Genomic DNA, 21,352 nt, shown 5'->3' with positions numbered 1-21,352 from the left:
TTGCATAAATATTCTTTTCTGTAGATATTTCGCTTCTCCGAAGCTTATAAAAAAAGCTGTCCTTTTGAGACAGCTCTTTTTAAATATTCAGTCAAAAAAATTAACTCCAGTTAAAAGTAATTTTCTTTTCAATTTCACTGCTTAAGCTCAGAAAAACTGGGCAAGTCATTGCGAGCACGTTCTAAAATAGTTCTGCTTTTTTCATCAGCATTGCTTTTCATTTGAAAAACAATTTCGATTGCACCAATTCGTCTTGGTTCAGCATTCATTATTTTTGTTACTTCTGCAGTAGAACCAACAAAATCAACTTCCATATCGCGGGCTTTGATTCCCATAATCGTCATCATACAACTTGCTAATGCATTTGCAACTGTATCTGTTGGAGAAAACGCCTCCCCTTTTCCGTTATTATCTAATGGCGCGTCTGAAATAATTTCGCTTCCAGACTGCACATGAATTGAACTTGTTCTTAAATCGCCTAAATAGGTTACTTTTGATGTCATTAATTTGCTTCTTTTAAAGTTAAATCGCTGTCGTAATATAAAATGTAAACACCTTTGTTTGCGTGTCCTCCATCCTCTTTTCTGTAATATTGAAATTTATTGTCCACTTGTTCTGTGGTCATTAAATCGGCCGTTTCTTGGTATGTTTTCCCTTGAACCAAACGCATCATCGTGTCAAAAGTAACATCAAATCCTTTTGTTGCATAAACATTCGGATTTACTTTGTTTTTCAAACGGTATTCTTTTTGAAAATCAAAGCTCCTGCTTCACTGCTTTCTCGTGTTACTGATGGATACATCAAATTCAGTTTAACTAAATTATCAAAATTAATTTCATCTGTATCCAATGTACTATTTGGCTCTAAAATAACTAATTGAACCTGACATGTTTTTTGCGAGTCAAGCAACGCTTTTATTGTTGCTTTTACCATTGCTGTATTTCCAGTTTCCATCACTACATAGTTTATTCGGCCAGGAAGCAACAACCCTTTTAAGTTCGCAACATCTAAGCCACCCGTTTCTGTCAAAGTAGCAAATACAACTCCTTTTTGGTTCTGTTTAATATAGTTGATTACTGATTCTTTTTTCTTGTCAACAACGGCTACAATATTTCCGTTTTTGGCGCGCATATAATCAAAAACTGAATTACGCACCACATCGTTTGACGGAATTGCTTGATACAAATTATCAATTGGATTTGTCAGCATCTTTTGATAAAGGCGAAATCACCGGAACATTATATAGACGAAGTGAATTTGCAGTCGACTCAGCATTATTTTGATAAAATGGCCCAATCACAGCATTTGCATTTTGCAATTTATTTTGCGCAATCAAACTTGAAACGTTAGATGTCGTTTTAGTTTCTCCCGAATCATAAATCGAAACATCAATAGGCAATTTCAAAGCTTTAGCAGAGTCAATCGCCATCATTGCTCCTGAATAAAAGTCCAACGTCATGTTTAAGAATTTATCCGTTTTGATTTTTGTTGCCAAACTTGTTGTATCGCTTTGAAGTTTTGACAAATTAAATGGCAATAATAAAACCACTTTTTGTCGCTCTGTCTGACCTCTTTTCTTTGTCAATTCTACCACTTCAGGATCCGCAGAAACCGTTTCAGATTTTACTTTGTCCACAATTTTAATACCGCTTGGAGCAGAAGTTTCTACAGCTTTTTCAATTGGTTTCTCAACCGTTTTTTCAACCACTTGTGGCTGTGCTTGAGGAACAATTGGCTGTGGCGCTAAATATCCTGTTGGAACTTTCAAAACCATTCCTTCTTTCACTCCTCCAGAAAGTTCTGGATTTAATGCTGTCAGCTCTTCTTGACTCAAATGAAATGTTCTTCCCAAACTATAAAAAGTCTCTTTTGGCTTCACTTGATATTCCATATAAGTTGTTGCTTTTTTAGGAGTATCCGCTTTTTTAGTTTCGGCAGGTTTTGCTGTATTTGCAATTGGAGCCGCATCTGTTTTAGGAGCAGTTCCTTTTATGGTCAAACGATACCCAATTGGCAAATTAGAAACGATTTCTGGATTTCGTTTTTCTAATTCTTCAACGGTCATATTGTATTGTTTTGCAATACCAAATTTAGTTTCCTTTGGTCGCACATCATGATATACATATTTCTCTTGAGCTGAATTTTTAGCTGGTTTTGTCTGCGACCGTTTTTGGAACTGAACCTTTTGCTGGAATCACCAATTTTTGTCCAATTTGGACACCGTCTTTTTCTAAAAACGGATTCACTGCTTTTAACGCTTCATCCGAAATTCCATATTTATGCTCAATGCTGTAAAAAGTTTCTTTTGGCTGTACTTCGTGAATAATATCTTTTGTATTAACGGATGTTTTTACCACAGCTGGTTCAGATTTTACCACGGCTTTGCCACTTGCAGGAATCAGCAAAACAGTATTTGGTTTTACTCCATTTCTAGCATCTGGATTTAATGCATAAATATCATAAGGCGTAACTTTAAATTTTACGGCAATCTGGTTTATTGTTTCTCCGCCTGTAACTGTATATTTCACAACCTTTTCCTGTGAAAAAGCCGAACAGGTTACAAAAAAACCAAAGACAATAATGTTGAATAATATTTCATAAATAGGACTTAAAACAATTTAATTTTTAATTCAAAAACAAGTTATTAAATTCTTGTCAAAGCAAGATTCGGGCCAGTGTTAATTCCTCCCCAAATATTATCTAAGATCAATCTCTGCTTTAGCAATAATTATCTCCTTATATAACTCATCTTCCTCCTTTTTCTTGCATTTATACAAAACTTCTTCCATGTTTTCGAACTTATCCGAGTAAACATAATACGAAAGACTGTTTATATTGAAAAAGAAACTTGCGTTAAAATCACCAGAATCAATAAGTTTCATGATAAGCTTATCGCGAACTGTTGCGTCTGTAAATATACCTAAAACTAAGTAATACCCGTTTGAAACTTCTTTAAGATTATCAAAAACTTCAACTTTTACTGTTTTGTCTGTTTTAAGCGGATTTTCTTCCAATTCACGCTTCATTTCTTCTAGTGAAACCGTTTTTGAAGCTTCAGAAATACCCGATTTATTTTGTTTTTTAATTGCCTCATCCTGATACTTTTTCAATTTCATCAAAGCTAATTTGTCATCAAATTTTCGAGCCTCCATACTATAATAAGAAGCTTTGCTGATATGTCTTTTTACTTCAATTTGTTTTTGAGTATCCAATGAATCGATTTTGGCGATCAAGAGCTGATTTTGGGCATCGCCTTGTTCCTGTTGGATTTTGTAACGCTTTATTTCTTCTAAAGAAAGTCTTTGCTGAATTGAAGTAACATTATTATTTTTCTCGCTTTCGCGGATTTTTTCTTGTATTCCTGATTTTCCTCAACGGCTATTTTTTCTACTTTGTTCATCAAGCCGGCATATGCTTTTCGGTTTTCAGCCAATTCTTTTTTCAATTGAGAAGATAATTCACTAGTTTTCCCAATACTTTCATATGATTGTTTTTCCAAACGTTTTGATTCATCAACATTCAAAACATCCATTCGTTTTAATTCAACCAAATCATTATTCATCGTGTTTACCAATGAATCCAGTTTAGCCATCAAAATATCCTGAACATTTTTGTTGGCTTCCAAAACCAATCGGAGTTTTTCAACCGAATTTTCTTTAGAACCATTCATATCATTCAGATTCACTTTCAAATCATTAATTTTTATAATTTTCTGATTCATTTCTTTCTGAACAACCAATCGGTCTTTTAAATCCTCTATTTCAACTGTTTTAGCTTTTGTTTTTTCAACTACAACTTGTTTTTCTGCCAAAGCAAGCATTAATTCTTCGCTTTCATTGGCAGGTTTTATTTCTTTTGTGTTGATGGCTAATTTGTTTCCGACAATTAATCCGTTTACGATTTCAGGATTTTGAGATTCTAATTGATCAATCGAAATACCGTATTTTTTAGAAATCGAGAATTTAGTTTCTTTTGGTTCAACGACATGAAAAATAGTTTCTTTATTAATCACACGAACTTTTCCGTCTAACGTTTTTCTTTTGTTCGGAATTAGAATTGTTTGACCAATTTGCAAACCATTGATCAAAATATCCTTATTTAGATTTTCTAAATCCTCAACCGAAACATTGTATTGTCTGGCAATACTAAATAAAGATTCTTTAGCAACAACAAGATGCGAAGCTTTTGTAGTATTTGTAATTTCAGTTTTTGAAAGATTTGAAGCATTTTGCGGAATAACTAATTCTTGACCAACTTGAAGTCCGCTGGCAAGAATTTCTTTATTGGCTTCCTGAAGTGCTTCTTGAGAAACGTGATATTTTTTTGATAAACCGTAAAGTGTTTCCTTTTCGCCAACAACGTGAGTGATTTGCTGGTTTTGTTTTGGCTTTTCTGAAGAATGAACCGGAACCTTAATAATTTGATTGTCTTTGATTCCGTTTTGTGATTCGGGGTTGAGTTTGTAGATTTCATCAACCGAAACCTTATATTTTTGGGCTATAAAATAAGCGGTTTCTCCCTTTTGAATTTTGTGCTCGATAAATGAATCTTGTGCAGTTATTCTGTTAAAAGACAAAACAAAGACAAGAAAAAACGTTAAAAATTCTCTCATAAATAGTAGGTTATAAAAATTAAGGCCTTACAAATGTAAGACCTTAATTTTAAAATATACTACTATTCCCACTCAATTGTTGCAGGTGGTTTTGAACTAATATCGTAAACTACACGATTCACGCCTTTTACTTTATTGATGATATCGTTTGACACTTTCATCAAGAAATCATATGGCAAATGAACCCAGTCAGCCGTCATACCATCAGTTGATTCCACAGCTCTCAGCGCTACTACTTTTTCGTACGTACGCTCATCACCCATTACACCAACACTGTTTACAGGAAGCAAAATTGCTCCAGCCTGCCAAACTTTATCGTATAATCCCCAAGATTTTAATCCTTCGATAAATACAGAATCTACATCTTGCAGAATTCTAACTTTCTCTGGAGTAATATCTCCTAAAATTCTGATTGATAATCCTGGTCCCGGGAAAGGGTGTCTTCCTAATAATTCAGGATCTATTCCTAATGTAGCACCAACTCTACGAACTTCGTCTTTAAACAACATTCTAAGTGGCTCTACAATTTTTAATTTCATATAATCTGGCAATCCACCAACGTTGTGGTGCGATTTAATAGTTGCAGATGGTCCTTTTACCGAAACAGATTCGATTACGTCTGGATAAATTGTTCCTTGAGCCAACCATTTTACATCTTCCAATAAGTGTGATTCATCATCAAAAACTTCGATAAATACACGACCAATTGTTTTACGTTTTGTTTCAGGATCACTAATTCCAGCTAATTCGCCAAGGAAACGATCTCCAGCATCTACTCCTTTTACGTTTAATCCCATTCCTTTGTATTGATCTAATACATTTTGGAATTCGTTTTTACGTAAAAGACCGTTGTTTACGAAGATGCAATATAAATTTTGTCCAATTGCTTTGTTTAATAAAACAGTCGCTACAGTAGAATCTACTCCTCCAGATAAACCAAGAACGACTTTATCGTCTCCTAATTTCTCTTTCAATTCTGCTACCATTTCGTCAACGAAAGCATTTGGAGTAAAGTTTTGAGGAACTTCTGCAATTTTAACCAAGAAGTTTTCTAACATCTTTTTTCCATCTGTTGAATGGTAAACTTCTGGATGGTATTGAATTGCATAAGTAGTTTCGCCTTCAATTTTGTAAGCCGCGTATTCTACGTCATGCGTGCTTGCTAATTTTACAGCATTTGTCGGAAGCGCTTTGATACTATCGCTATGGCTCATCCAAACTTGGCTGTTTTCTGAAACTCCTTCAAAGAAAGTTTCACCTTCTTTAATATAAGACAAGTTTGCTCTTCCGTATTCTCTTGTATTTGAAGTCGCCACTTCACCTCCACTGAAATGAGCCAAATATTGTGCTCCATAACAAACGGCAAGCAAAGGCATTTTACCTCTAATTTGCGATAAATCAGGGTGTGGTGCATCTTCTCCTCTAACAGAGAAAGGGCTTCCTCCTAAAATTACGGCTTTATAACTTGATAAATCACTCGGAATGTGATTGTAAGGAAAAATTTCGCAGAATATATTTAATTCGCGAACTCTACGCGCAATAAGCTGAGTATATTGCGATCCGAAATCTAAAATAAGTACGTTGTGTTGCATGCGCAAAAGTACTTTTTATATTCGAAATTCAAAAATCGGAACGTTGAAAAAATAAATATTTTTTTTCAGTGGAGTTCCTAAGATGCTAAGTTTCTGAGATTCTGAGCCTTTTTCTGACTCAAAAACAAAAAACTTAGCATCTCAGAAACTTAGCATCTTAGTATCTTTGCCCAAAATCCAAAAACCAAATTATTTCGTATGTAACGAAAAACCCAATTTAAAATTAACTATGAAATCAAAACTTATTGCCTTGACGGTTTGTCTGTCACTTTTTTTAACTTCTTGTGATGCTGTTGATGATTTATTGACTTTCACAATTTCGAATAATACTTCGATTACAATCAAAAGCACTTCACCTATTAATTTGCCTTCGGAAATAATCACGCCGGAAGTAACGACAAATTCATCTGCTGAATTTCAAAACAACAAAACAAAAGCTAGTCTGGTAAAAGATGTAAAATTGAGATCGTTGAATTTATCGATTTCTGATCCATCAGATAAAACATTTACATTTTTGAAATCGGTTCATTTGTACATTTCAACAACAAATTCAGATGAAATCGAATTGGCTTATCAAGATAATATCATGTCAACCAGCAACACAATTGATTTGATTTGCACTGATCAAAAATTGGATCAGTATATCAAAGCTGACAGCTATAAAATAAGAACTAAAGTAACTTTGAAAGAAACTCTAACAAAAGATGTAACCGTAAAAGCGGACATGAAGTTTAAGGTTACTGCGGATCCGTTCTAAAAAGGTTCAAAGTGACAAAGCGACAAAGGTTCAAAGGCAAACGAAGTGTAAAAACTTTGTCCCTTTGAACCTTTGTCGCTTTGTAACTCGCGCTAACAGCGCTTACTCTTTTGTCACCACAATCGAAGCCTTAAATCCTGCCGCTAGATTATCCCAATAATCATTGGTTACCAATTGTCCTTTATCGTCAAAAACTTGGATTTCTGCTGTGTTTCCTCCGAGGCTTCCTATATTAAGGGCTTCAAAATCTAATTTATTAAATCCGTCGGCCAAATTAATTTTAACATCTTTAAAGTTAGCATCCAAAAATATCTGATCGCGAATGACTTGATCGTTATTTGATACTTTTACCAAATCCCCGTCTATTGCTCCAAAATCGCGGAATTTGACAATAAAATATTGTGATTTTGTTTTGAAATCTCCCAAAGAAATATTCTTTTTGACCAATGTTCCCCTGCCCTCGCGAAGTCCTGCATCTTTTAGAGCTTTGTCCAAATCTTTTTCCATTTTGGCTACATAACGATCACCAGGATTAGCAAATTGACTTTCGGTTGACATCGTGAATTTGCTTTTTTCTTCTCCAATCTGAAATTTCGATTTTGTCGTTAATTGCGTATTATCATAAACATTTGGCGTTTTGATACTTGGAATTTCAGAAGTTGAAGCGACCGGATCATCTAAACTTGGTAAATCAGGAGCCGGTATTTTTTTGGCTTCGCATTAAACTTTGGTGCAGGAATACTCTTGAATTTAGTGCTAAATTCATTTTGAGCTGAAAGCGTTGCGGCAGTAAAAAATAATATGAAAAATAATATGTGCTTCATTGAAAAGGTTTTATCGACTCGGCCTGTTAATTTTTGCAAAATATTTCAGTATTGAGCAAAAATACTATAATTTGTTTACGCACTTCCACTTTAAGTATTTTATAACAATATTTTGGCCTAATTTTTAGAATCAAAAAACCTGCCATAGTTTAATTGCTCGTATTAAATTTTAACATTATCCTTGAAAATATTCGTACAATCATTTTGCGAAATTTTTGTTATAAAATGCTCTTTTACTTTGAGAATAAGCAACTTATTCCTAAATTCAAGGTTTAAATTTTTGTTCATCAAAAAATCAAGAAAATGGATTATATCGACTATTATAACACATTGGAAATCACAAAAACAGCTACCGAAGCTGAAATTAAAAAAGCGTACAGGAAATTAGCTCGAAAATACCATCCCGATTTGAATCCGAATGATAAAGAAGCGGAGAAAAAATTCAAAGAAATCAATGAAGCAAATGAAGTTTTGAGCAATCCTGAAAACCGTAAAAAATATGATAAATACGGGAAAGACTGGAAACACGCCGATGAATTTGAAAAAGCTGGCTACGACCCAAACCAGCAACAACAGCAATATTCTAGACAGCAAAGCGGACAGGATTTTTCTGGTTTTGGAGGTGATTTTTCGGGAAGCGATTTTTCTGATTTTTTCAATTCAATGTACGGATCAGGACGAAGCAGAAGCCAATCCAAATACAGAGGACAAGATTTCAATGCCGAATTACAACTAGATTTAGCATCGGCATACACAACACACAAACAAAATTTGACCATTAATGGCAAAAATATTAGAATCACTATTCCAGCAGGAGTTGAAAATGGTCAGGTCATAAAAATTCCTGGGCATGGTGGTGCCGGAGTAAACGGCGGGCCAAATGGCGATTTGTATATTACTTTTCAAATCTCCAACAATTCTGATTTTAAAAGAGATGGAAATAATCTCTACTCAAATGTTGACTTAGACTTGTACACTGCAATTTTAGGTGGCGAAATCAGCGTAAAGACCTTTGACGGAAAAGTAAAAATAAAAGTGCCGGCCGAAACTCAAACGGGAACAAAAGTAAAATTAAAAGGAAAAGGCTTTCCTGTTTATAAAAAAGACAATCAATTTGGTGATTTGTATGTTACTTACAATCTAAAAATCCCAACTAAATTATCTGAAAAAGAAAAAGAATTATTTGCAGAATTAGCTAAACTTAGAAATCATGGCCAGTAAAAATTTAATTCAAATAAAACAGTTTTGTCTATATCACGAAATTGAAAATACCTTTATAAAAGAGCTCAGCAATTATGGTTTGGTGAAAATTATTTTTGAAGAAAATGATGAGTATTTGGAACCAGAAGAGTTGCCCACAATCGAGAAAATGATGCGCATGCATTACGATCTTAATATTAATATGGAAGGAATTGATGCCATTTATCATTTGCTGAATAAAATTGAAGTTTTACAACAACATTTGACAAATACACAAAATAAGCTCCGAATTTACGAAGAAGAAAAATAAATTAATCCATCGGTTTGGAAAACTTATTTCAACCACAAATTGCACAAATTTTTGCAAATTAATTTGTGTGAATTTACTTCGTCAATTCGCTGTCGCTCGGGTGTGAAATTTGCGGTTAAAAACCTTTTTCAGAGCTAAAATTGAAATAAACTATTTACAGAGTTTAAACTACTTTTTCACATCAATAAAAAAGCAGAATCATTTTAAAATATCACAAAAAAGACTGATTTTAAGTGGGATTTCAAACTAAAATAATTCTTTTTCATTGGCTTATTTTATAAATTGCAACGCATTAATTAACCTGAATTTGTTTTAAAAAACCATCAAAAAACAATTCAAAAAAAACTCATAAAATGAAAAGAGAAAACATCTTAACAGGATCGCCGTGGGAAGACAAAATGGGATACTGCCGCGCTGTAAGAATTGGCAACATCATTGAAGTTTCGGGAACTGTAGCAATCGTTGACGGCGAAAAAGTAAAAGCCGATGACGCTTACGCGCAGACATACAACATTATTGAGCGCGTTGAAAAAGTTCTTGAAGATTTGAACGTTGGAATAAAAGATGTAATCAGAACTAGAATTTTCACAACAGATGTTTCTACTTTTGAAGAAGTTGCCAGAGCGCATTCAGCTTTCTTTAAAGATGTAAAACCTACAACTGGATTTTATGAAATCAGCAAATTAGTTGCTCCTGAATATTTAGTTGAAATCGAATTTACTGCTGTTGTTCAGTAAAGTTTTTTTGCCACGAATTGCACGAATTTCCACTAATTTTTTCTTTTATCACTTTCGATAGCGATCGGAATAAATAAATTAAAAATGTTTTTTTTCATATTAATTCGTGAAAATTCGTGAAATTCGTGGCAAAACTATTTTAGAATTCATTAATGACTTCACAAAGCCCAAAACAATTATTGCTTTCCATTCCTAAATGGATTTTTATCTGTGCTTTAATTGGTGTACTTTCAGGATCTGCATCTGCATTTTTTCTTGTTTCTTTAGAATGGGTTACACAATTCAGAATTACGCATGACTGGATCATCTGGCTTTTGCCATTTGGCGGATTATTAGTTGGTTTGAGCTATTATTACTGGGGAGAATCTGTTGCAAAAGGAAATAATTTATTGTTGGAAGAATACGAAAATCCGCAGAAAGTAATTCCGTTTAAAATGGCTCCTTTGGTACTTTTAGGAACCTTGCTTACTCATTTATTTGGCGGATCTGCCGGACGCGAAGGAACTGCAGTTCAAATGGGAGGCGCAATTGCAGATCAATTCACCAAAATTTTCAAACTCGATAATTCCGAACGCAAAATTTTAATAATTCTCGGAATCAGTGCTGGTTTTGCCTCTGTTTTTGGAACACCTTTGGCGGGCGCCATTTTTGCTTTGGAAGTTTTATATTTTAGTAAAATCAATTTCAAAAGCATTTTACTTTCTTTTTTAGTCGCTTATGTCGCCTATTTCACCGTTGAATTTTGGGAAATTAAACATACGCATTACAGCATTCCAGTTATTCCTGAACTTAACTTGAGCAATATCTTTTACATCATAATTATCGGAATTTTATCTGGTCTCGTCGCTTTATTATTTGCTCGAAGTACTCATTTTTGGAGTTCTCTTTTTTCTAAAAACATTAAATATCCACCACTTCGTCCTGTTATTGGCGGAATTATTCTGGCGATTGCAATTGCCGGTTTAGGATTTACAAAATTCTCTGGACTTGGCGTTCCTGTAATTGTAGATTCATTTTCAAATCCAAATGAATGGTATGATTTTCTGCTAAAAATTCTCTTCACTGGATTTACTCTCGGAGCTGGTTTTAAAGGTGGCGAAGTAACACCTCTATTTTTTGTCGGAGCAACTTTAGGAAGCGCTTTGTCAACAGTTATTCCAATGCCAATTGCCCTTTTAGCAGGAGTTGGGTTTGTTGCTGTTTTTTCTGGCGCGACACACACTCCTATCGCCTGCACCATTATGGGAATGGAATTATTCGGAATTGCTCCTGGAATATTTATCGCCATTGGCTGTACAATTGCTTATTTTTCTTCAGGCTCAGTTGGTATTTATAAATCTCAGATTGTAAAAGGTGCGAAATATAAATTGTATCAGCGATTTAAAAAAGAAGAATTGGAACATCTTTAAAAAATTCCAATAATAAAATTCCAAATCCCAATACAGAATTCTCTAAACTGAAACTTTGCAGTACAATCTCAAATCCACAACTCATAACTCCTAACTTAAAAGTGTGTTAATCTATAAAATGATTGCAACATTACATTAAAAAAATGTAAATTCGCACACTATGAAAATACAAGATATACAAGCGATACAATTGTTGCTTGTCGCCCCAAAGAAAATCGCAATAATTCCGCATAGAGGCCCAGATGGAGATGCCATGGGATCTACCTTGGCTTTATACCACTTTTTAATAAAAAACAATCATCAGGCAACCGTAATTGCGCCAAATGATTTTCCTGAATTTCTAGCTTGGCTTCCAGGTTCTGAGACTGTAAAAGTATTTGAAAAAGATACTCAAAACTGTACCAAAATTTTAGAAGAAGCTGAATTGATTTTTACGCTTGATTTTAACGCATTTCATCGTACAGGCGAAATGGAGTATACTTTAGCAAAACTAACTGTTCCGTTTGTCATGATCGATCATCATCAAAAACCTGATGATTATGCGACTTATATGTATTCTGACACTGAATTTGGATCAACTTGTGAAATGGTTTACAACTTTATTTCTTTCTTAAACAAAAAAGAAGATATTGACAAGACCATTGCAACTTGCATCTATACCGGGATTTTGACCGATTCTGGTTCATTCCGTTTTCCAGGAACAACAGGAAATACGCACCGAATTATTGCCGAATTAATTGATCTTGGAGTTGAAAACACTCAAATTCCAGTTTTATTATTTGATAATAGTTCGTACAGCCGTTTGCAATTATTAGGACGAGCGTTGCAGAACATGAAAGTTTTTGAAGAGCATAAAACATCATATACTTCACTTACTCAAGCCGAATTAGATTCATTTGATTATGTAAAAGGCGATACTGAAGGAATAGTAAATTATGGCCTAAGCATAAAAGGTATTGTTTTTACTGCTATTTTTATCGAAAATAAAGACGAGCAGATTATCAAGATATCTTTCCGTTCGCAAGGAGGTTTTGATGTAAACCAATTTGCCAGAGATCATTTTAACGGTGGAGGCCACAGCAATGCCGCCGGAGGAAAATCAGATTTATCAATGGAAGAAACTTTGGCTAAATTTGAAGATTTAGTATCTAAACTTACAATATAACTGAATATGAAATATTTAAAAATCAGTATCTATACACTACTTTTTACTGTTTTGCTTTCCAGTTGCAAACAACACGAAGAAGCAAGAAGGCCACTTTCAAGAGTGTCGGGAACTTTTATGAAAAAATCGGCTGACCGAAACAAAAAGTTAGTTGCCAATGAGGAAGAAGTCATCAAAAAAATCATAAAAAGCAATCCGAAAGTAAAATATTACGCTACAAGAAAAGGCTATTGGTTTTCTTATGATGAAAGAAATCTAAATGAAACTCAAACACCTAAAAAAGGAGATATAGCTTATTTCAATTTAGAAGTAAAAGATATCAAAGGCAATTTAATTTACTCAGAAGCTGATCTTGGGCCTCAAACTTATTATGTTGACAAACAAGACATCATGATGGGATTGCGCGACGGTATCAAATACATGCACAAAAATGAAACAGTTACGTTTTTGTTTCCTTCACATATCGCATACGGATATCATGGCGACAATAAAAAAATTGGACCAAATGAATCGTTAATGTGTACTGTAACACTTCGTAATTTTGTTCCTGATCCTACTGCACCAAAAGTTGTTGCTCCTGCGGGACAAGTCTGCTCCAATGGACGCTTCGGCTGGACAAACGCCAAAACCTGCAACACCAAAACCAGTTGCCGCAAAACCAGTTAATCCAACTAAAAAAGATACAGTAAACCCATAAAAAAAACATTTTAGAAATGAAAAAAAGTATTTTATTATTACTACTAGCCGTTACTTCTCTTTATTCATGCAAAGATGAACACAGTAATTTGCCTGATGGTTTATACGCCGATATTGAAACAAACAAAGGACATATTATAGTTGAATTGGACTATAAAAAAGCTCCAGTTACTGTAGCAAATTTTGTTACGTTAGCAGAAGGGAAAAACGAATTTGTAACTAAAGATTACAAAAAAGGAAAGCCTTTTTACGACGGATTAAAATTCCATAGAGTTATTGAAAATTTTATGATTCAGTCTGGAGATCCTGAAGGAACAGGTTCTGGAGATACTGGATATAAATTCAAAGACGAGATCACAGATTTGAAATTTGACAAACCTGGTGTTTTGGCAATGGCAAACAACGGTCCTGGAACAAACAGCAGTCAATTTTTCATTACACATGTTGAAACGCCTTGGTTGGAAGGAAGACACACTATTTTTGGTCATGTAGTTGAAAAAGGACAAGAAGTAGTAAACCAAATAAAACAAGACGATACAATCGTTGCAATTACTATTATCAGAAATGGTGAAGCCGCAAAGAAATTTGACGCTGTAAAAGTATTTCATGACTATTTTTCAGAAATTCAAAAAGAAAAAAGCAAATATGCTGGTGTTCAAAAAGAAAAAGTGGCTTACTACGCTTCTATCAAACCAAAAGCTACTAAAACAAATTCAGGATTAGAATTTGTAATTACTGAAAAAGGATCTGGAAAAAAACCAGCAATCGGATCTCAAATTTACATTCACTACGCAGGTTTCCTTGAAGATGGAACATTATTTGATTCAAGTATTGCTGATGTAAACAAAACATTTGGAAAATACGACACTGCAAGAGCAGAACAAAACGGCTACCAACCTATTCCATTTCAAGCTGGTAAAAAAGACGGTCTGATTCCTGGATTTATTGAAGGAATTGAGCAACTTTCTTTTGGAGACAAAGCAGTTCTTTTTATTCCATCTCATTTAGCTTATGGAGCAACTGGAGCTGGAGGAGTAATTCCGCCAAATGCTAATATCATTTTCGAAATTCAATTATTAGAAAAACCACAATAATAAATTATACATCGACTTAAATTCGAAACAAAATGAAATTTAAATTTCTATTATTATTTTGCTTGGCTTTAGTAAACCTACAAGCTCAAACAACAAAAAAACCAGCGACAAAGCCAAAAGCGCCTCAATCAAAAGTCGCTCCAGCAAAACCTGTCTGCAAGCTGACAAAACCAGTTGTTCCTGAAGACCCAAACAATGGTATTTTTGCAACAATTTCGACTTCAAAAGGTGATATTGTTGTTTCTTTAGAATATGTAAAAGCACCTGTTACAGTTGCTAATTTTATTTCATTGGCAGAAGGAAACAATCCAAATGTAAAAGTGGAAAGACTAAAAGGAAAACCATTTTATGATGGTCTGAAATTTCACAGGGTAATCAATGATTTCATGATTCAAGGTGGAGATCCAGACGGAAATGGTACTGGTGGCCCTGGATATTCATTCAAAGATGAATTTACCGAAGAATTAAAATTTGACAAAGGCGGTATTCTTGCTATGGCAAATTCTGGCCCGGCTACTAACGGAAGCCAGTTTTTCATTACGCATAAAGACACTCCTTGGTTAAACGGAAAACATACTATTTTTGGTCACGTAGTTTCGGGAATGGACAATGTAAATAAAATTGTTCAAGATGATATCATGACAAAAATTACGATTACTCGCAAAGGAGATGCGGCTAAAAAATTTGACGCCGTAAAAGTTCTTGCAGATGACGTAAAAAAAGAAGAAGCTAAAAAGCAAGAAGCACAAAAGGTAGTTGCTCAAAAAGCGACTTATATTGCGACAACTAAAGCAAAAGCAACTACAACTGCATCTGGCTTAAAGTATGTAATTACACAAAAAGGATCTGGTGTAAAAGGCGCTGAAGGATCGACAATTTATTTCCACTACGCAGGATATTTTGAGAATGGAAATCTTTTTGACAGCAGTATGGCAAATGTTGCAAAAGCATACGGAAAATATGATCCACAAAGAGATGCTGGTGGAGGATATAAAGCCTTCCCTTTCACAGTTGGTAAAAAAGACGGAATGATTCCTGGATTTATCGAGGCATTAGATATGATGACAGATGGCGAAAAAGCAATTTTCTTCCTTCCTTCAAATTTAGCTTACGGAGAAAAAGGTGCTGGAGGTGTAATTCCGCCAAACTCAACTTTGATCTTTGAAATTGAGACTTATAAAAATCAGCCGGTTAAATAATTAACACGAAAGTTTTATAAAAATAGAAACCATCAAAGCATTTGTTTTGGTGGTTTTTTTCTTTTAAATCAAATTCTGATTTTCTGCAAAATACGCAATTTACAAATTCAAAACACCCTTAAAATAATATTAAAACAAACGTTTAGCCATAATTTCTGCCAAATCACAAACAAAATAGCTTACCTTTGCCGGCCTTAATTTTTAAAACAGGATTATCAAATGTCACAGAACAATGTATTAAAAGGAGTTTTTTTAGTTGCTTTAGGAGCTACAACTTACGGAATGTTAGCCACTTTTGTAAAAATGGCTTATTCTGAAGGATATACAACTGCCGAAGTAACAACTTCACAATTTGTTTTGGGAATAATCGGAATTTTGATCATCAATGCATTTCAGAAAATAAAAAATAAAGGAACTGCGGTAAAAGCTTCTTCAAAAAATATAGCCAGCTTAATGCTTGCTGGAACATCATTAGGAATGACAAGTTTATTCTATTACTTGGCTGTAAAATACATTCCAGTTTCGATTGGAATTGTTTTATTAATGCAAACGGTCTGGATGGGCGTTTTGCTTGAAATGATTTTAGAAAAAAATTACCCTCAAAACAAAAAGTAATAGCCGTTTTTATTGTCCTTATCGGAACAGCTTTGGCTACAAATCTTATTCATGCAGATTTTATATTAGATTGGAGAGGAATTGTTTGGGGACTTTTGGTCGCAGCTGTCTTTTACAACTACTATGTTTACCGCAAATCGTGTCGCTACTGAAATTTCTTCGGCGCAACGAAGTCTGTATATGCTTTTAGGTGGAGCCGTGATTGTCTTTTCTTTTGCATTTGCAACGCAAGCAGGCACATTTAATTTGGCCATTTTCATGAAATGGGGAATTGTTTTGTCTTTATTTGGAACCATCATCCCTCCTATGCTTATGAATGCAGGTTTTCCTCTAACTGGAATTGGATTAGGAAGCATTGTTTCTGCTCTCGAACTTCCAGTATCAGTGACAATGGCTTTTATTCTTTTAAATGAAAAAGTAATCTTTTTGCAATGGATAGGTATTGCTTTAATTATTCTTGCCATAATTATTATGAATGTAAATTTCAAGGCAAAAAAGTAAACGATTTTACATAGCTTTAAAAAAAGCCTCCTGTAATGCAATAATTGTTAATTTTTTTATAAATTCGTGATATACAATAAGATATCATGAAACAACCTTGGCATTTATATTTAATGGCTTCTTTATATATACTTGCCGGAATTAATCATTTCAGAAAACCGGGAATGTACATCAAGATCATTCCACCCGTATTCAAAAACCCCAAATTAATAAATAATTTAAGTGGATTTGCCGAAATTCTATTAGGCATACTCCTATTACTTTCTTTTACAAAAAATTTTGCCGCTTGGGGAATTATTGCACTATTAGTTGCCGTATTTCCTGCAAATTTATACATGTACCAAAATAAAAAAGCGAGTTTTAATTTACCAAAATGGATTTTATTTGTACGTTTGCCCTTACAAATTGTTTTGATTTTATGGGCATACCAATATACCCTTTAACGATCGAATCTATTAATTTAAAATTATTTAATTATGAAAAAATTATTTGCTGAGTTTTTTGGAACTTTTTGGTTAGTTTTTGGAGGTTGTGGAAGCGCTATTTTTGCGACTGGAATTCCTGATTTAGGAATTGGATTTGCGGGAGTTGCTTTAGCTTTTGGTTTAACGGTTTTAACAATGGCATATGCTGTTGGACATATTTCTGGCGGACATTTTAATCCCGCAGTTTCATTTGGATTATGGGCTGGTGGAAGATTTTCAGCCAAAGACCTTATTCCGTACATTATTGCGCAATGTGTTGGCGCAATTGCGATCGCAGGAACTTTATACACAATTGCTTCAGGAAAAGCGGGTTTCGCAATTGACAATACTAAAGCTGGGGCATTTGCTTCAAACGGTTTTGGAGCATTTTCGCCTGATGGCTATTCTTTGCAAGCCTGTTTTATTGCCGAATTTGTATTGACATTATTTTTCCTTTTAATTATTTTGGGTGCAACTGATAAGTTTGCAAACGGAAGATTTGCTGGAATCGCAATTGGTTTGGGCTTAACTTTAATCCATTTAATCAGTATTCCTATCACAAATACTTCTGTAAATCCTGCTAGATCTTTATCTCAAGCCATTTTTGTTGGAGGTGAGCCATTATCTCAAGTTTGGTTATTTTGGGTGGCGCCAATTCTAGGTGCAATTGTAGCCGGATTTATCTATAAAAACTTGCCGCAAAATCAAGAGGAAGCATAATTTTCATTCAGCCAAAAATATTTACAAATCTTAAAAATTTAAAAGTTACCTAATATCCCATAAAGAGAAAAAGTCCTTAATAAGCTTTTTTCTCTTTTTTGTTTTTTCACAAGCAATCCAAAAAACACTAATAACAATAAAAAACACAAAAAAAATCATATTTCATAAAATTTAAATTATTATTTCATCAATTTTATTACATTTGAAGAAATACATTGTTGAATTATGAATGCTATAATTGATTATTTCAGTACAATTCCCTCTTCACATCGAAGCTTAATTTTGATTGGTGGCATCACTATTTTTTGGCTGATCGAAAATGCCTTTCCCCTTTTTCAGATGCGTTATAAAAAATGGCATCATGCAGGAATCAACATTTTTTTTACGCTTACCACCATTATAGTCAATTTTGTATTAGCCTTCATTCTAATCAAAACTGTCGCTTGGACAACTGAAAATCATTTTGGAATTCTAGAATGGCTTCCTGAAATTCCAATTTGGCTCTATACCTTAATAGGCTTGCTTTTGCTGGATTTAATTGGTGCTTATTTGGCTCATTTTGTTCAACATAAAGTAAAATTTTTATGGCGTTTTCATTTGATCCACCATACAGATACTTGGATTGACACGACCTCGGCAAACAGACATCACCCGGGAGAAAGCGTTATTCGATTTATTTTTACAACTTTAGGCGTTTTGATTGTCGGAAGCCCAATGTGGATGGTTTTTCTATATCAATCATTGTCCGTAATAGGTTCTCAGTTTAATCATGCTAATATTTCGCTTCCGGAAAAGCTGGATGTTTTTTTGAGTTATTTTATTGTTTCGCCAAATATGCATAAAGTACATCATCATTATGTACTTCCATACACCGATAGCAATTATGGAAATATTTTTTCAATTTGGGACCGTCTTTTCGGAACTTTTACCACTTTGCCAAAAGACCAATTAATTTATGGAGTAGATACCCATATGAACCCCGAAGAACACAACAAATTGGGAAATTTATTGCAAATTCCTTTTCAAAAATCGAGATCAATAAAAAACAGTTAAAATCAGCAAAAAAAATAGTTCGGCGAACCAAGTAATTATTTTTTTATTAATATTGATATATAAAATGAAAATCAATCTATTATTAATCATTAACCTCTATTTTGAATTAATTTTCACGAGATGAAAAAGAGTAGCCGCAAAGAATTGAATTGGGAACAAACAGAAAGACTTGTTTCGTTAGCTTTAGAAGAAAAAATCCATTTGAAATTATAAAAAAAGAATTTGGATTAGCAGAAAAGGAAGTTCTGGAAATCATGAAGAAGAAAATGCCTCTTGAAAAATTTGAGATGTGGAAAAAGAAGGCAATTGCAAATAAGCCAAAACCAAAACCAGTCAAAATCGATGACTTCGACGAAGACTTGGACGGAAAATATTATATAAAGAACAAACTAGACTAATACAAAACTCCTGAAATTCAGGAGTTTTTTTTATTTTTATATAAAATGTAACAATTTGATAATTTAGAAGTCAAATACACATAACTAAACGCGAACAAATGAGAAAAATAATTTACACCCTTGCTCTTGCTGTAACATTTTGGAGCTGTAAAACGGGAAGTACATCTGGAGATGCAAAAAGCAAAACTGTCGATGTCAACATTAACCTTGTAGATGTTAAAGACGACAAAGTCTTAGTAACTGTAACACCTCCGGCAATTAAAACGGACGAAGTAATTTACAGCATCCCAAAAACAGTTCCTGGAACGTATTCAACAGATAATTACGGTAAATATTCTGATGGTTTCAAAGCTTTTGATGCCAAAGGAAATGAGCTAACTGTAAAAAGAATTGACGATAATTCTTGGTCAATTTCGAATGCAAAAACACTTAAAAAAATCACTTATTTGGTTGGCGATACTTTCGATACCGAAAAAGGAACTGGATTTGGAAATGACGATGTGTTTTCACCAGCTGGAACAAACATTAACGCAGGTGTTAACTTTATGGTCAATACGCATGGTTTTGTAGGTTATTTTCAAGATAAGTTAGATGTTCCTTACAAAGTTACTATCACGCATCCTGAAACACTTTGGGGAGCAACTTCAATGACTGATACTGACGACAGCAAAACAAGCGACGTTTTCACAACGCCTCGTTATGCAGTTTTGGTTGAAAATCCAATTATGTATTCTAAACCTGATTACACGACTTTCAACGTGAACGGAATGGATATTTTGATTGCAGTTTATTCTCCTACTGGAAAATTTACTGCTGAAAGCATTACGCCTGAAATGAAAACAATGATGACGGCGCAGAAAAACTTTTTAGGAAAAATCAATTCTACTAAAAAATATACTGTTTTATTGTACTTGTCAAGCCTTGCAAAGGATGATGCACATGGTTTTGGAGCTTTAGAGCATCCAACGGCTACAACAGTGGTTTTGCCAGAATCTATGCCAAAAGAAAAACTGGTAGAATCAATGAAAGATGTGGTCTCTCATGAGTTTTTCCATATTGTAACACCATTGACAATTCATTCAAAAGAAATCCAATATTTTGATTATAATGCACCAAAAATGTCTGAACATTTATGGATGTATGAAGGTGTAACAGAATATTTTGCAAACCTTTTCCAAATCAATCAAGGTTTGATTAACGAAGCTGAATTTTACACGAGAATTGCTGATAAAATCGAACAAGCAAAAGGCTTAAACGATACAATGTCATTTACTGTAATGAGCAAAAATGTATTGGAACAGCCTTATAAAGACCAATATTTGAACGTATATCAAAAAGGTGCGTTGATTGGTATGTGCATCGATATTATTATCAGAGAAAAAAGCAATGGAGAAAGAGGAATTCTTGATTTAATGCACAAACTATCAAACGAATATGGTATTGAAAAACCATTTAATGATGATGAACTTTTTGCTAAAATCACACAATTGACTTATCCTGAAGTTGGTGAATTCTTAAACAAATATGTAGCAGGAACAACTCCAATTCCTTACAATTTTTACTTAGCAAAAGTTGGTGTAACAAAAGCAACTGAGAAAAAACCAGGACCAATATTCTTGAAAGGACAAACACCTTATATTTCTGTTGACAAACAAACAAAAGAAATTGCTGTTCGTTCTGATATTGAACCAAATGAATTTTTCAGAAACCTTAATTTAAAAGGTGGCGATATTTTGGTTTCTATAAACGACAAACCTTATTCGCTTGCTAATATTTATGATTTAATTGGAGAAAGTGAAAACTGGAAAGAAAATGATCCAATTACTGTAAAAATTAAACGCGCGGGCAAAGAAGAAACTATAAAAGGCACTGTTAAATTACCATTTGAAGAATCTGAAACTTTTAAAGCTACTGATGCTTCAAAAGAAAAACTTAAAAATGCATGGTTGAAAGGATAATTCCTTTTAAACAAATAAAAAAACCGACAAGTGATTGTCGGTTTTTTT

21 protein-coding genes and 3 pseudogenes are annotated in these 21,352 nt (G+C 33.9%); 15 read left to right on the top strand and 9 right to left on the bottom strand.

Features of this window, described 5'->3' with window-relative positions:
- Positions 1 to 100: 100 nt before the first annotated feature.
- The 8 genes and pseudogenes from ACQ9BO_RS11010 to guaA form a co-directional block, all read right to left on the bottom strand.
- Positions 101 to 503, bottom strand: a pseudogene (locus tag ACQ9BO_RS11010) (OsmC family protein).
- Positions 503 to 736 (bottom strand): hypothetical protein, encoded by a 234-nt coding sequence (locus tag ACQ9BO_RS11005; protein WP_431244737.1) that lies wholly within the window; start codon positions 734 to 736, stop codon positions 503 to 505. The pseudogene ACQ9BO_RS11010 and the gene ACQ9BO_RS11005 overlap by 1 nt, the downstream one beginning before the upstream one ends.
- Positions 733 to 1,209 (bottom strand): hypothetical protein, encoded by a 477-nt coding sequence (locus ACQ9BO_RS11000; RefSeq protein WP_431244736.1) that lies wholly within the window; start codon positions 1,207 to 1,209, stop codon positions 733 to 735. Before ACQ9BO_RS11000 ends, ACQ9BO_RS11005 begins: the two co-directional genes overlap by 4 nt.
- Positions 1,190 to 2,065, bottom strand: coding sequence for a PBP1 and LysM peptidoglycan-binding domain-containing protein (locus ACQ9BO_RS10995; protein ID WP_431244735.1), 876 nt, complete (start codon positions 2,063 to 2,065; stop codon positions 1,190 to 1,192). The genes ACQ9BO_RS11000 and ACQ9BO_RS10995 overlap by 20 nt, the downstream gene beginning before the upstream one ends.
- A gap of 79 nt (positions 2,066 to 2,144) precedes the next feature.
- Positions 2,145 to 2,528 (bottom strand): LysM peptidoglycan-binding domain-containing protein, encoded by a 384-nt coding sequence (locus ACQ9BO_RS10990; protein ID WP_431244734.1) that lies wholly within the window; start codon positions 2,526 to 2,528, stop codon positions 2,145 to 2,147.
- 168 nt (positions 2,529 to 2,696) lie between these two features.
- The gene (locus ACQ9BO_RS10985; protein ID WP_431244733.1) at positions 2,697 to 3,233 is read right to left on the bottom strand and encodes a hypothetical protein; all 537 of its coding nucleotides are present in this window, start codon (positions 3,231 to 3,233) and stop codon (positions 2,697 to 2,699) included.
- A 56-nt stretch (positions 3,234 to 3,289) separates the two neighbouring features.
- Positions 3,290 to 4,612 carry a LysM peptidoglycan-binding domain-containing protein gene (locus ACQ9BO_RS10980; RefSeq protein ID WP_431244732.1) on the bottom strand — a complete coding sequence of 441 codons (1,323 nt, stop codon included), beginning with the start codon at positions 4,610 to 4,612 and terminating at the stop codon, positions 3,290 to 3,292.
- A gap of 62 nt (positions 4,613 to 4,674) precedes the next feature.
- On the bottom strand, positions 4,675 to 6,204 hold the full coding sequence (gene guaA / locus ACQ9BO_RS10975) for a glutamine-hydrolyzing GMP synthase (protein ID WP_431244731.1): 1,530 nt from the start codon (positions 6,202 to 6,204) through the stop codon (positions 4,675 to 4,677).
- Between the two features lie 229 nt (positions 6,205 to 6,433).
- Between guaA and ACQ9BO_RS10970 the strand changes: the two genes are divergently transcribed.
- Positions 6,434 to 6,961 (top strand): hypothetical protein, encoded by a 528-nt coding sequence (locus tag ACQ9BO_RS10970; protein ID WP_431244730.1) that lies wholly within the window; start codon positions 6,434 to 6,436, stop codon positions 6,959 to 6,961.
- A gap of 102 nt (positions 6,962 to 7,063) precedes the next feature.
- On the opposite strand, the gene ACQ9BO_RS10965 is transcribed toward ACQ9BO_RS10970, so the two are convergent.
- The gene (locus tag ACQ9BO_RS10965; RefSeq protein WP_431244729.1) at positions 7,064 to 7,519 is read right to left on the bottom strand and encodes a hypothetical protein; all 456 of its coding nucleotides are present in this window, start codon (positions 7,517 to 7,519) and stop codon (positions 7,064 to 7,066) included.
- Positions 7,520 to 8,088: 569 nt separating this feature from the next.
- Between ACQ9BO_RS10965 and ACQ9BO_RS10960 the strand changes: the two genes are divergently transcribed.
- From ACQ9BO_RS10960 to ACQ9BO_RS10895, 14 genes and pseudogenes are all read left to right on the top strand, one after another.
- Complete coding sequence (locus tag ACQ9BO_RS10960) at positions 8,089 to 9,006, top strand: DnaJ C-terminal domain-containing protein (protein WP_431244728.1); 918 nt, start codon at positions 8,089 to 8,091, stop codon at positions 9,004 to 9,006.
- Entirely contained in the window at positions 8,996 to 9,295 is a 300-nt protein-coding gene (locus tag ACQ9BO_RS10955) for a chaperone modulator CbpM (protein WP_431244727.1), read from the top strand. The genes ACQ9BO_RS10960 and ACQ9BO_RS10955 overlap by 11 nt, the downstream gene beginning before the upstream one ends.
- A 353-nt stretch (positions 9,296 to 9,648) precedes the next feature.
- Complete coding sequence (locus ACQ9BO_RS10950) at positions 9,649 to 10,032, top strand: RidA family protein (RefSeq protein ID WP_026729120.1); 384 nt, start codon at positions 9,649 to 9,651, stop codon at positions 10,030 to 10,032.
- Positions 10,033 to 10,184: 152 nt separating this feature from the next.
- A complete protein-coding gene (locus tag ACQ9BO_RS10945) occupies positions 10,185 to 11,441 on the top strand; it encodes a voltage-gated chloride channel family protein (RefSeq protein ID WP_431244726.1) in 1,257 nt (418 codons plus the stop codon).
- 160 nt (positions 11,442 to 11,601) lie between these two features.
- On the top strand, positions 11,602 to 12,606 hold the full coding sequence (locus ACQ9BO_RS10940; protein ID WP_431244725.1) for a DHH family phosphoesterase: 1,005 nt from the start codon (positions 11,602 to 11,604) through the stop codon (positions 12,604 to 12,606).
- A 6-nt stretch (positions 12,607 to 12,612) separates the two neighbouring features.
- Complete coding sequence (gene gldI, locus ACQ9BO_RS10935) at positions 12,613 to 13,272, top strand: gliding motility-associated peptidyl-prolyl isomerase GldI (RefSeq protein WP_431244724.1); 660 nt, start codon at positions 12,613 to 12,615, stop codon at positions 13,270 to 13,272.
- 47 nt (positions 13,273 to 13,319) lie between these two features.
- Positions 13,320 to 14,396 carry a peptidylprolyl isomerase gene (locus tag ACQ9BO_RS10930; protein WP_132990035.1) on the top strand — a complete coding sequence of 359 codons (1,077 nt, stop codon included), beginning with the start codon at positions 13,320 to 13,322 and terminating at the stop codon, positions 14,394 to 14,396.
- 32 nt (positions 14,397 to 14,428) lie between these two features.
- Positions 14,429 to 15,595, top strand: a complete 1,167-nt coding sequence (locus ACQ9BO_RS10925) for a peptidylprolyl isomerase (protein WP_431244723.1) — start codon at positions 14,429 to 14,431, stop codon at positions 15,593 to 15,595.
- A 219-nt stretch (positions 15,596 to 15,814) separates the two neighbouring features.
- Positions 15,815 to 16,711 (top strand): annotated as a pseudogene (locus tag ACQ9BO_RS10920) (EamA family transporter).
- Between the two features lie 86 nt (positions 16,712 to 16,797).
- Positions 16,798 to 17,154 carry a DoxX family protein gene (locus ACQ9BO_RS10915; protein WP_431244722.1) on the top strand — a complete coding sequence of 119 codons (357 nt, stop codon included), beginning with the start codon at positions 16,798 to 16,800 and terminating at the stop codon, positions 17,152 to 17,154.
- Between the two features lie 33 nt (positions 17,155 to 17,187).
- Positions 17,188 to 17,895, top strand: a complete 708-nt coding sequence (aqpZ, locus tag ACQ9BO_RS10910; RefSeq protein WP_431244721.1) for an aquaporin Z — start codon at positions 17,188 to 17,190, stop codon at positions 17,893 to 17,895.
- Between the two features lie 225 nt (positions 17,896 to 18,120).
- Positions 18,121 to 18,948 carry a sterol desaturase family protein gene (locus tag ACQ9BO_RS10905; RefSeq protein WP_431244720.1) on the top strand — a complete coding sequence of 276 codons (828 nt, stop codon included), beginning with the start codon at positions 18,121 to 18,123 and terminating at the stop codon, positions 18,946 to 18,948.
- A 120-nt stretch (positions 18,949 to 19,068) separates the two neighbouring features.
- A pseudogene (locus ACQ9BO_RS10900) lies at positions 19,069 to 19,346 on the top strand (DUF2805 domain-containing protein).
- A gap of 98 nt (positions 19,347 to 19,444) precedes the next feature.
- Complete coding sequence (locus tag ACQ9BO_RS10895; protein WP_431244719.1) at positions 19,445 to 21,304, top strand: peptidase M61; 1,860 nt, start codon at positions 19,445 to 19,447, stop codon at positions 21,302 to 21,304.
- Positions 21,305 to 21,352: the final 48 nt, after the last annotated feature.

It is taken from the genome of Flavobacterium sp. P21, from assembly GCF_050632225.1.
Lineage (GTDB): Bacteria > Bacteroidota > Bacteroidia > Flavobacteriales > Flavobacteriaceae > Flavobacterium.
This window is presented reverse-complemented; position numbering and strand designations above follow the sequence as displayed.

Excerpts from the sequence above, each read along its gene's own strand:
- ACQ9BO_RS11000 (WP_431244736.1), bottom strand. The coding sequence starts at position 1,209 with ATGCTGACAAATCCAATTGATAATTTGTATCAAGCAATTCCGTCAAAC.
- ACQ9BO_RS10995 (WP_431244735.1), bottom strand. The coding sequence starts at position 2,065 with ATGACCGTTGAAGAATTAGAAAAACGAAATCCAGAAATCGTTTCTAAT.
- ACQ9BO_RS10980 (WP_431244732.1), bottom strand. The coding sequence starts at position 4,612 with ATGAGAGAATTTTTAACGTTTTTTCTTGTCTTTGTTTTGTCTTTTAAC.
- guaA (WP_431244731.1), bottom strand. The coding sequence starts at position 6,204 with ATGCAACACAACGTACTTATTTTAGATTTCGGATCGCAATATACTCAG.
- ACQ9BO_RS10970 (WP_431244730.1), top strand. The coding sequence starts at position 6,434 with ATGAAATCAAAACTTATTGCCTTGACGGTTTGTCTGTCACTTTTTTTA.
- ACQ9BO_RS10965 (WP_431244729.1), bottom strand. The coding sequence starts at position 7,519 with ATGTCAACCGAAAGTCAATTTGCTAATCCTGGTGATCGTTATGTAGCC.
- ACQ9BO_RS10960 (WP_431244728.1), top strand. The coding sequence starts at position 8,089 with ATGGATTATATCGACTATTATAACACATTGGAAATCACAAAAACAGCT.
- ACQ9BO_RS10955 (WP_431244727.1), top strand. The coding sequence starts at position 8,996 with ATGGCCAGTAAAAATTTAATTCAAATAAAACAGTTTTGTCTATATCAC.
- ACQ9BO_RS10950 (WP_026729120.1), top strand. The coding sequence starts at position 9,649 with ATGAAAAGAGAAAACATCTTAACAGGATCGCCGTGGGAAGACAAAATG.
- ACQ9BO_RS10945 (WP_431244726.1), top strand. The coding sequence starts at position 10,185 with ATGACTTCACAAAGCCCAAAACAATTATTGCTTTCCATTCCTAAATGG.
- ACQ9BO_RS10940 (WP_431244725.1), top strand. The coding sequence starts at position 11,602 with ATGAAAATACAAGATATACAAGCGATACAATTGTTGCTTGTCGCCCCA.
- gldI (WP_431244724.1), top strand. The coding sequence starts at position 12,613 with ATGAAATATTTAAAAATCAGTATCTATACACTACTTTTTACTGTTTTG.
- ACQ9BO_RS10930 (WP_132990035.1), top strand. The coding sequence starts at position 13,320 with ATGAAAAAAAGTATTTTATTATTACTACTAGCCGTTACTTCTCTTTAT.
- ACQ9BO_RS10925 (WP_431244723.1), top strand. The coding sequence starts at position 14,429 with ATGAAATTTAAATTTCTATTATTATTTTGCTTGGCTTTAGTAAACCTA.
- ACQ9BO_RS10915 (WP_431244722.1), top strand. The coding sequence starts at position 16,798 with ATGAAACAACCTTGGCATTTATATTTAATGGCTTCTTTATATATACTT.
- aqpZ (WP_431244721.1), top strand. The coding sequence starts at position 17,188 with ATGAAAAAATTATTTGCTGAGTTTTTTGGAACTTTTTGGTTAGTTTTT.
- ACQ9BO_RS10905 (WP_431244720.1), top strand. The coding sequence starts at position 18,121 with ATGAATGCTATAATTGATTATTTCAGTACAATTCCCTCTTCACATCGA.
- ACQ9BO_RS10895 (WP_431244719.1), top strand. The coding sequence starts at position 19,445 with ATGAGAAAAATAATTTACACCCTTGCTCTTGCTGTAACATTTTGGAGC.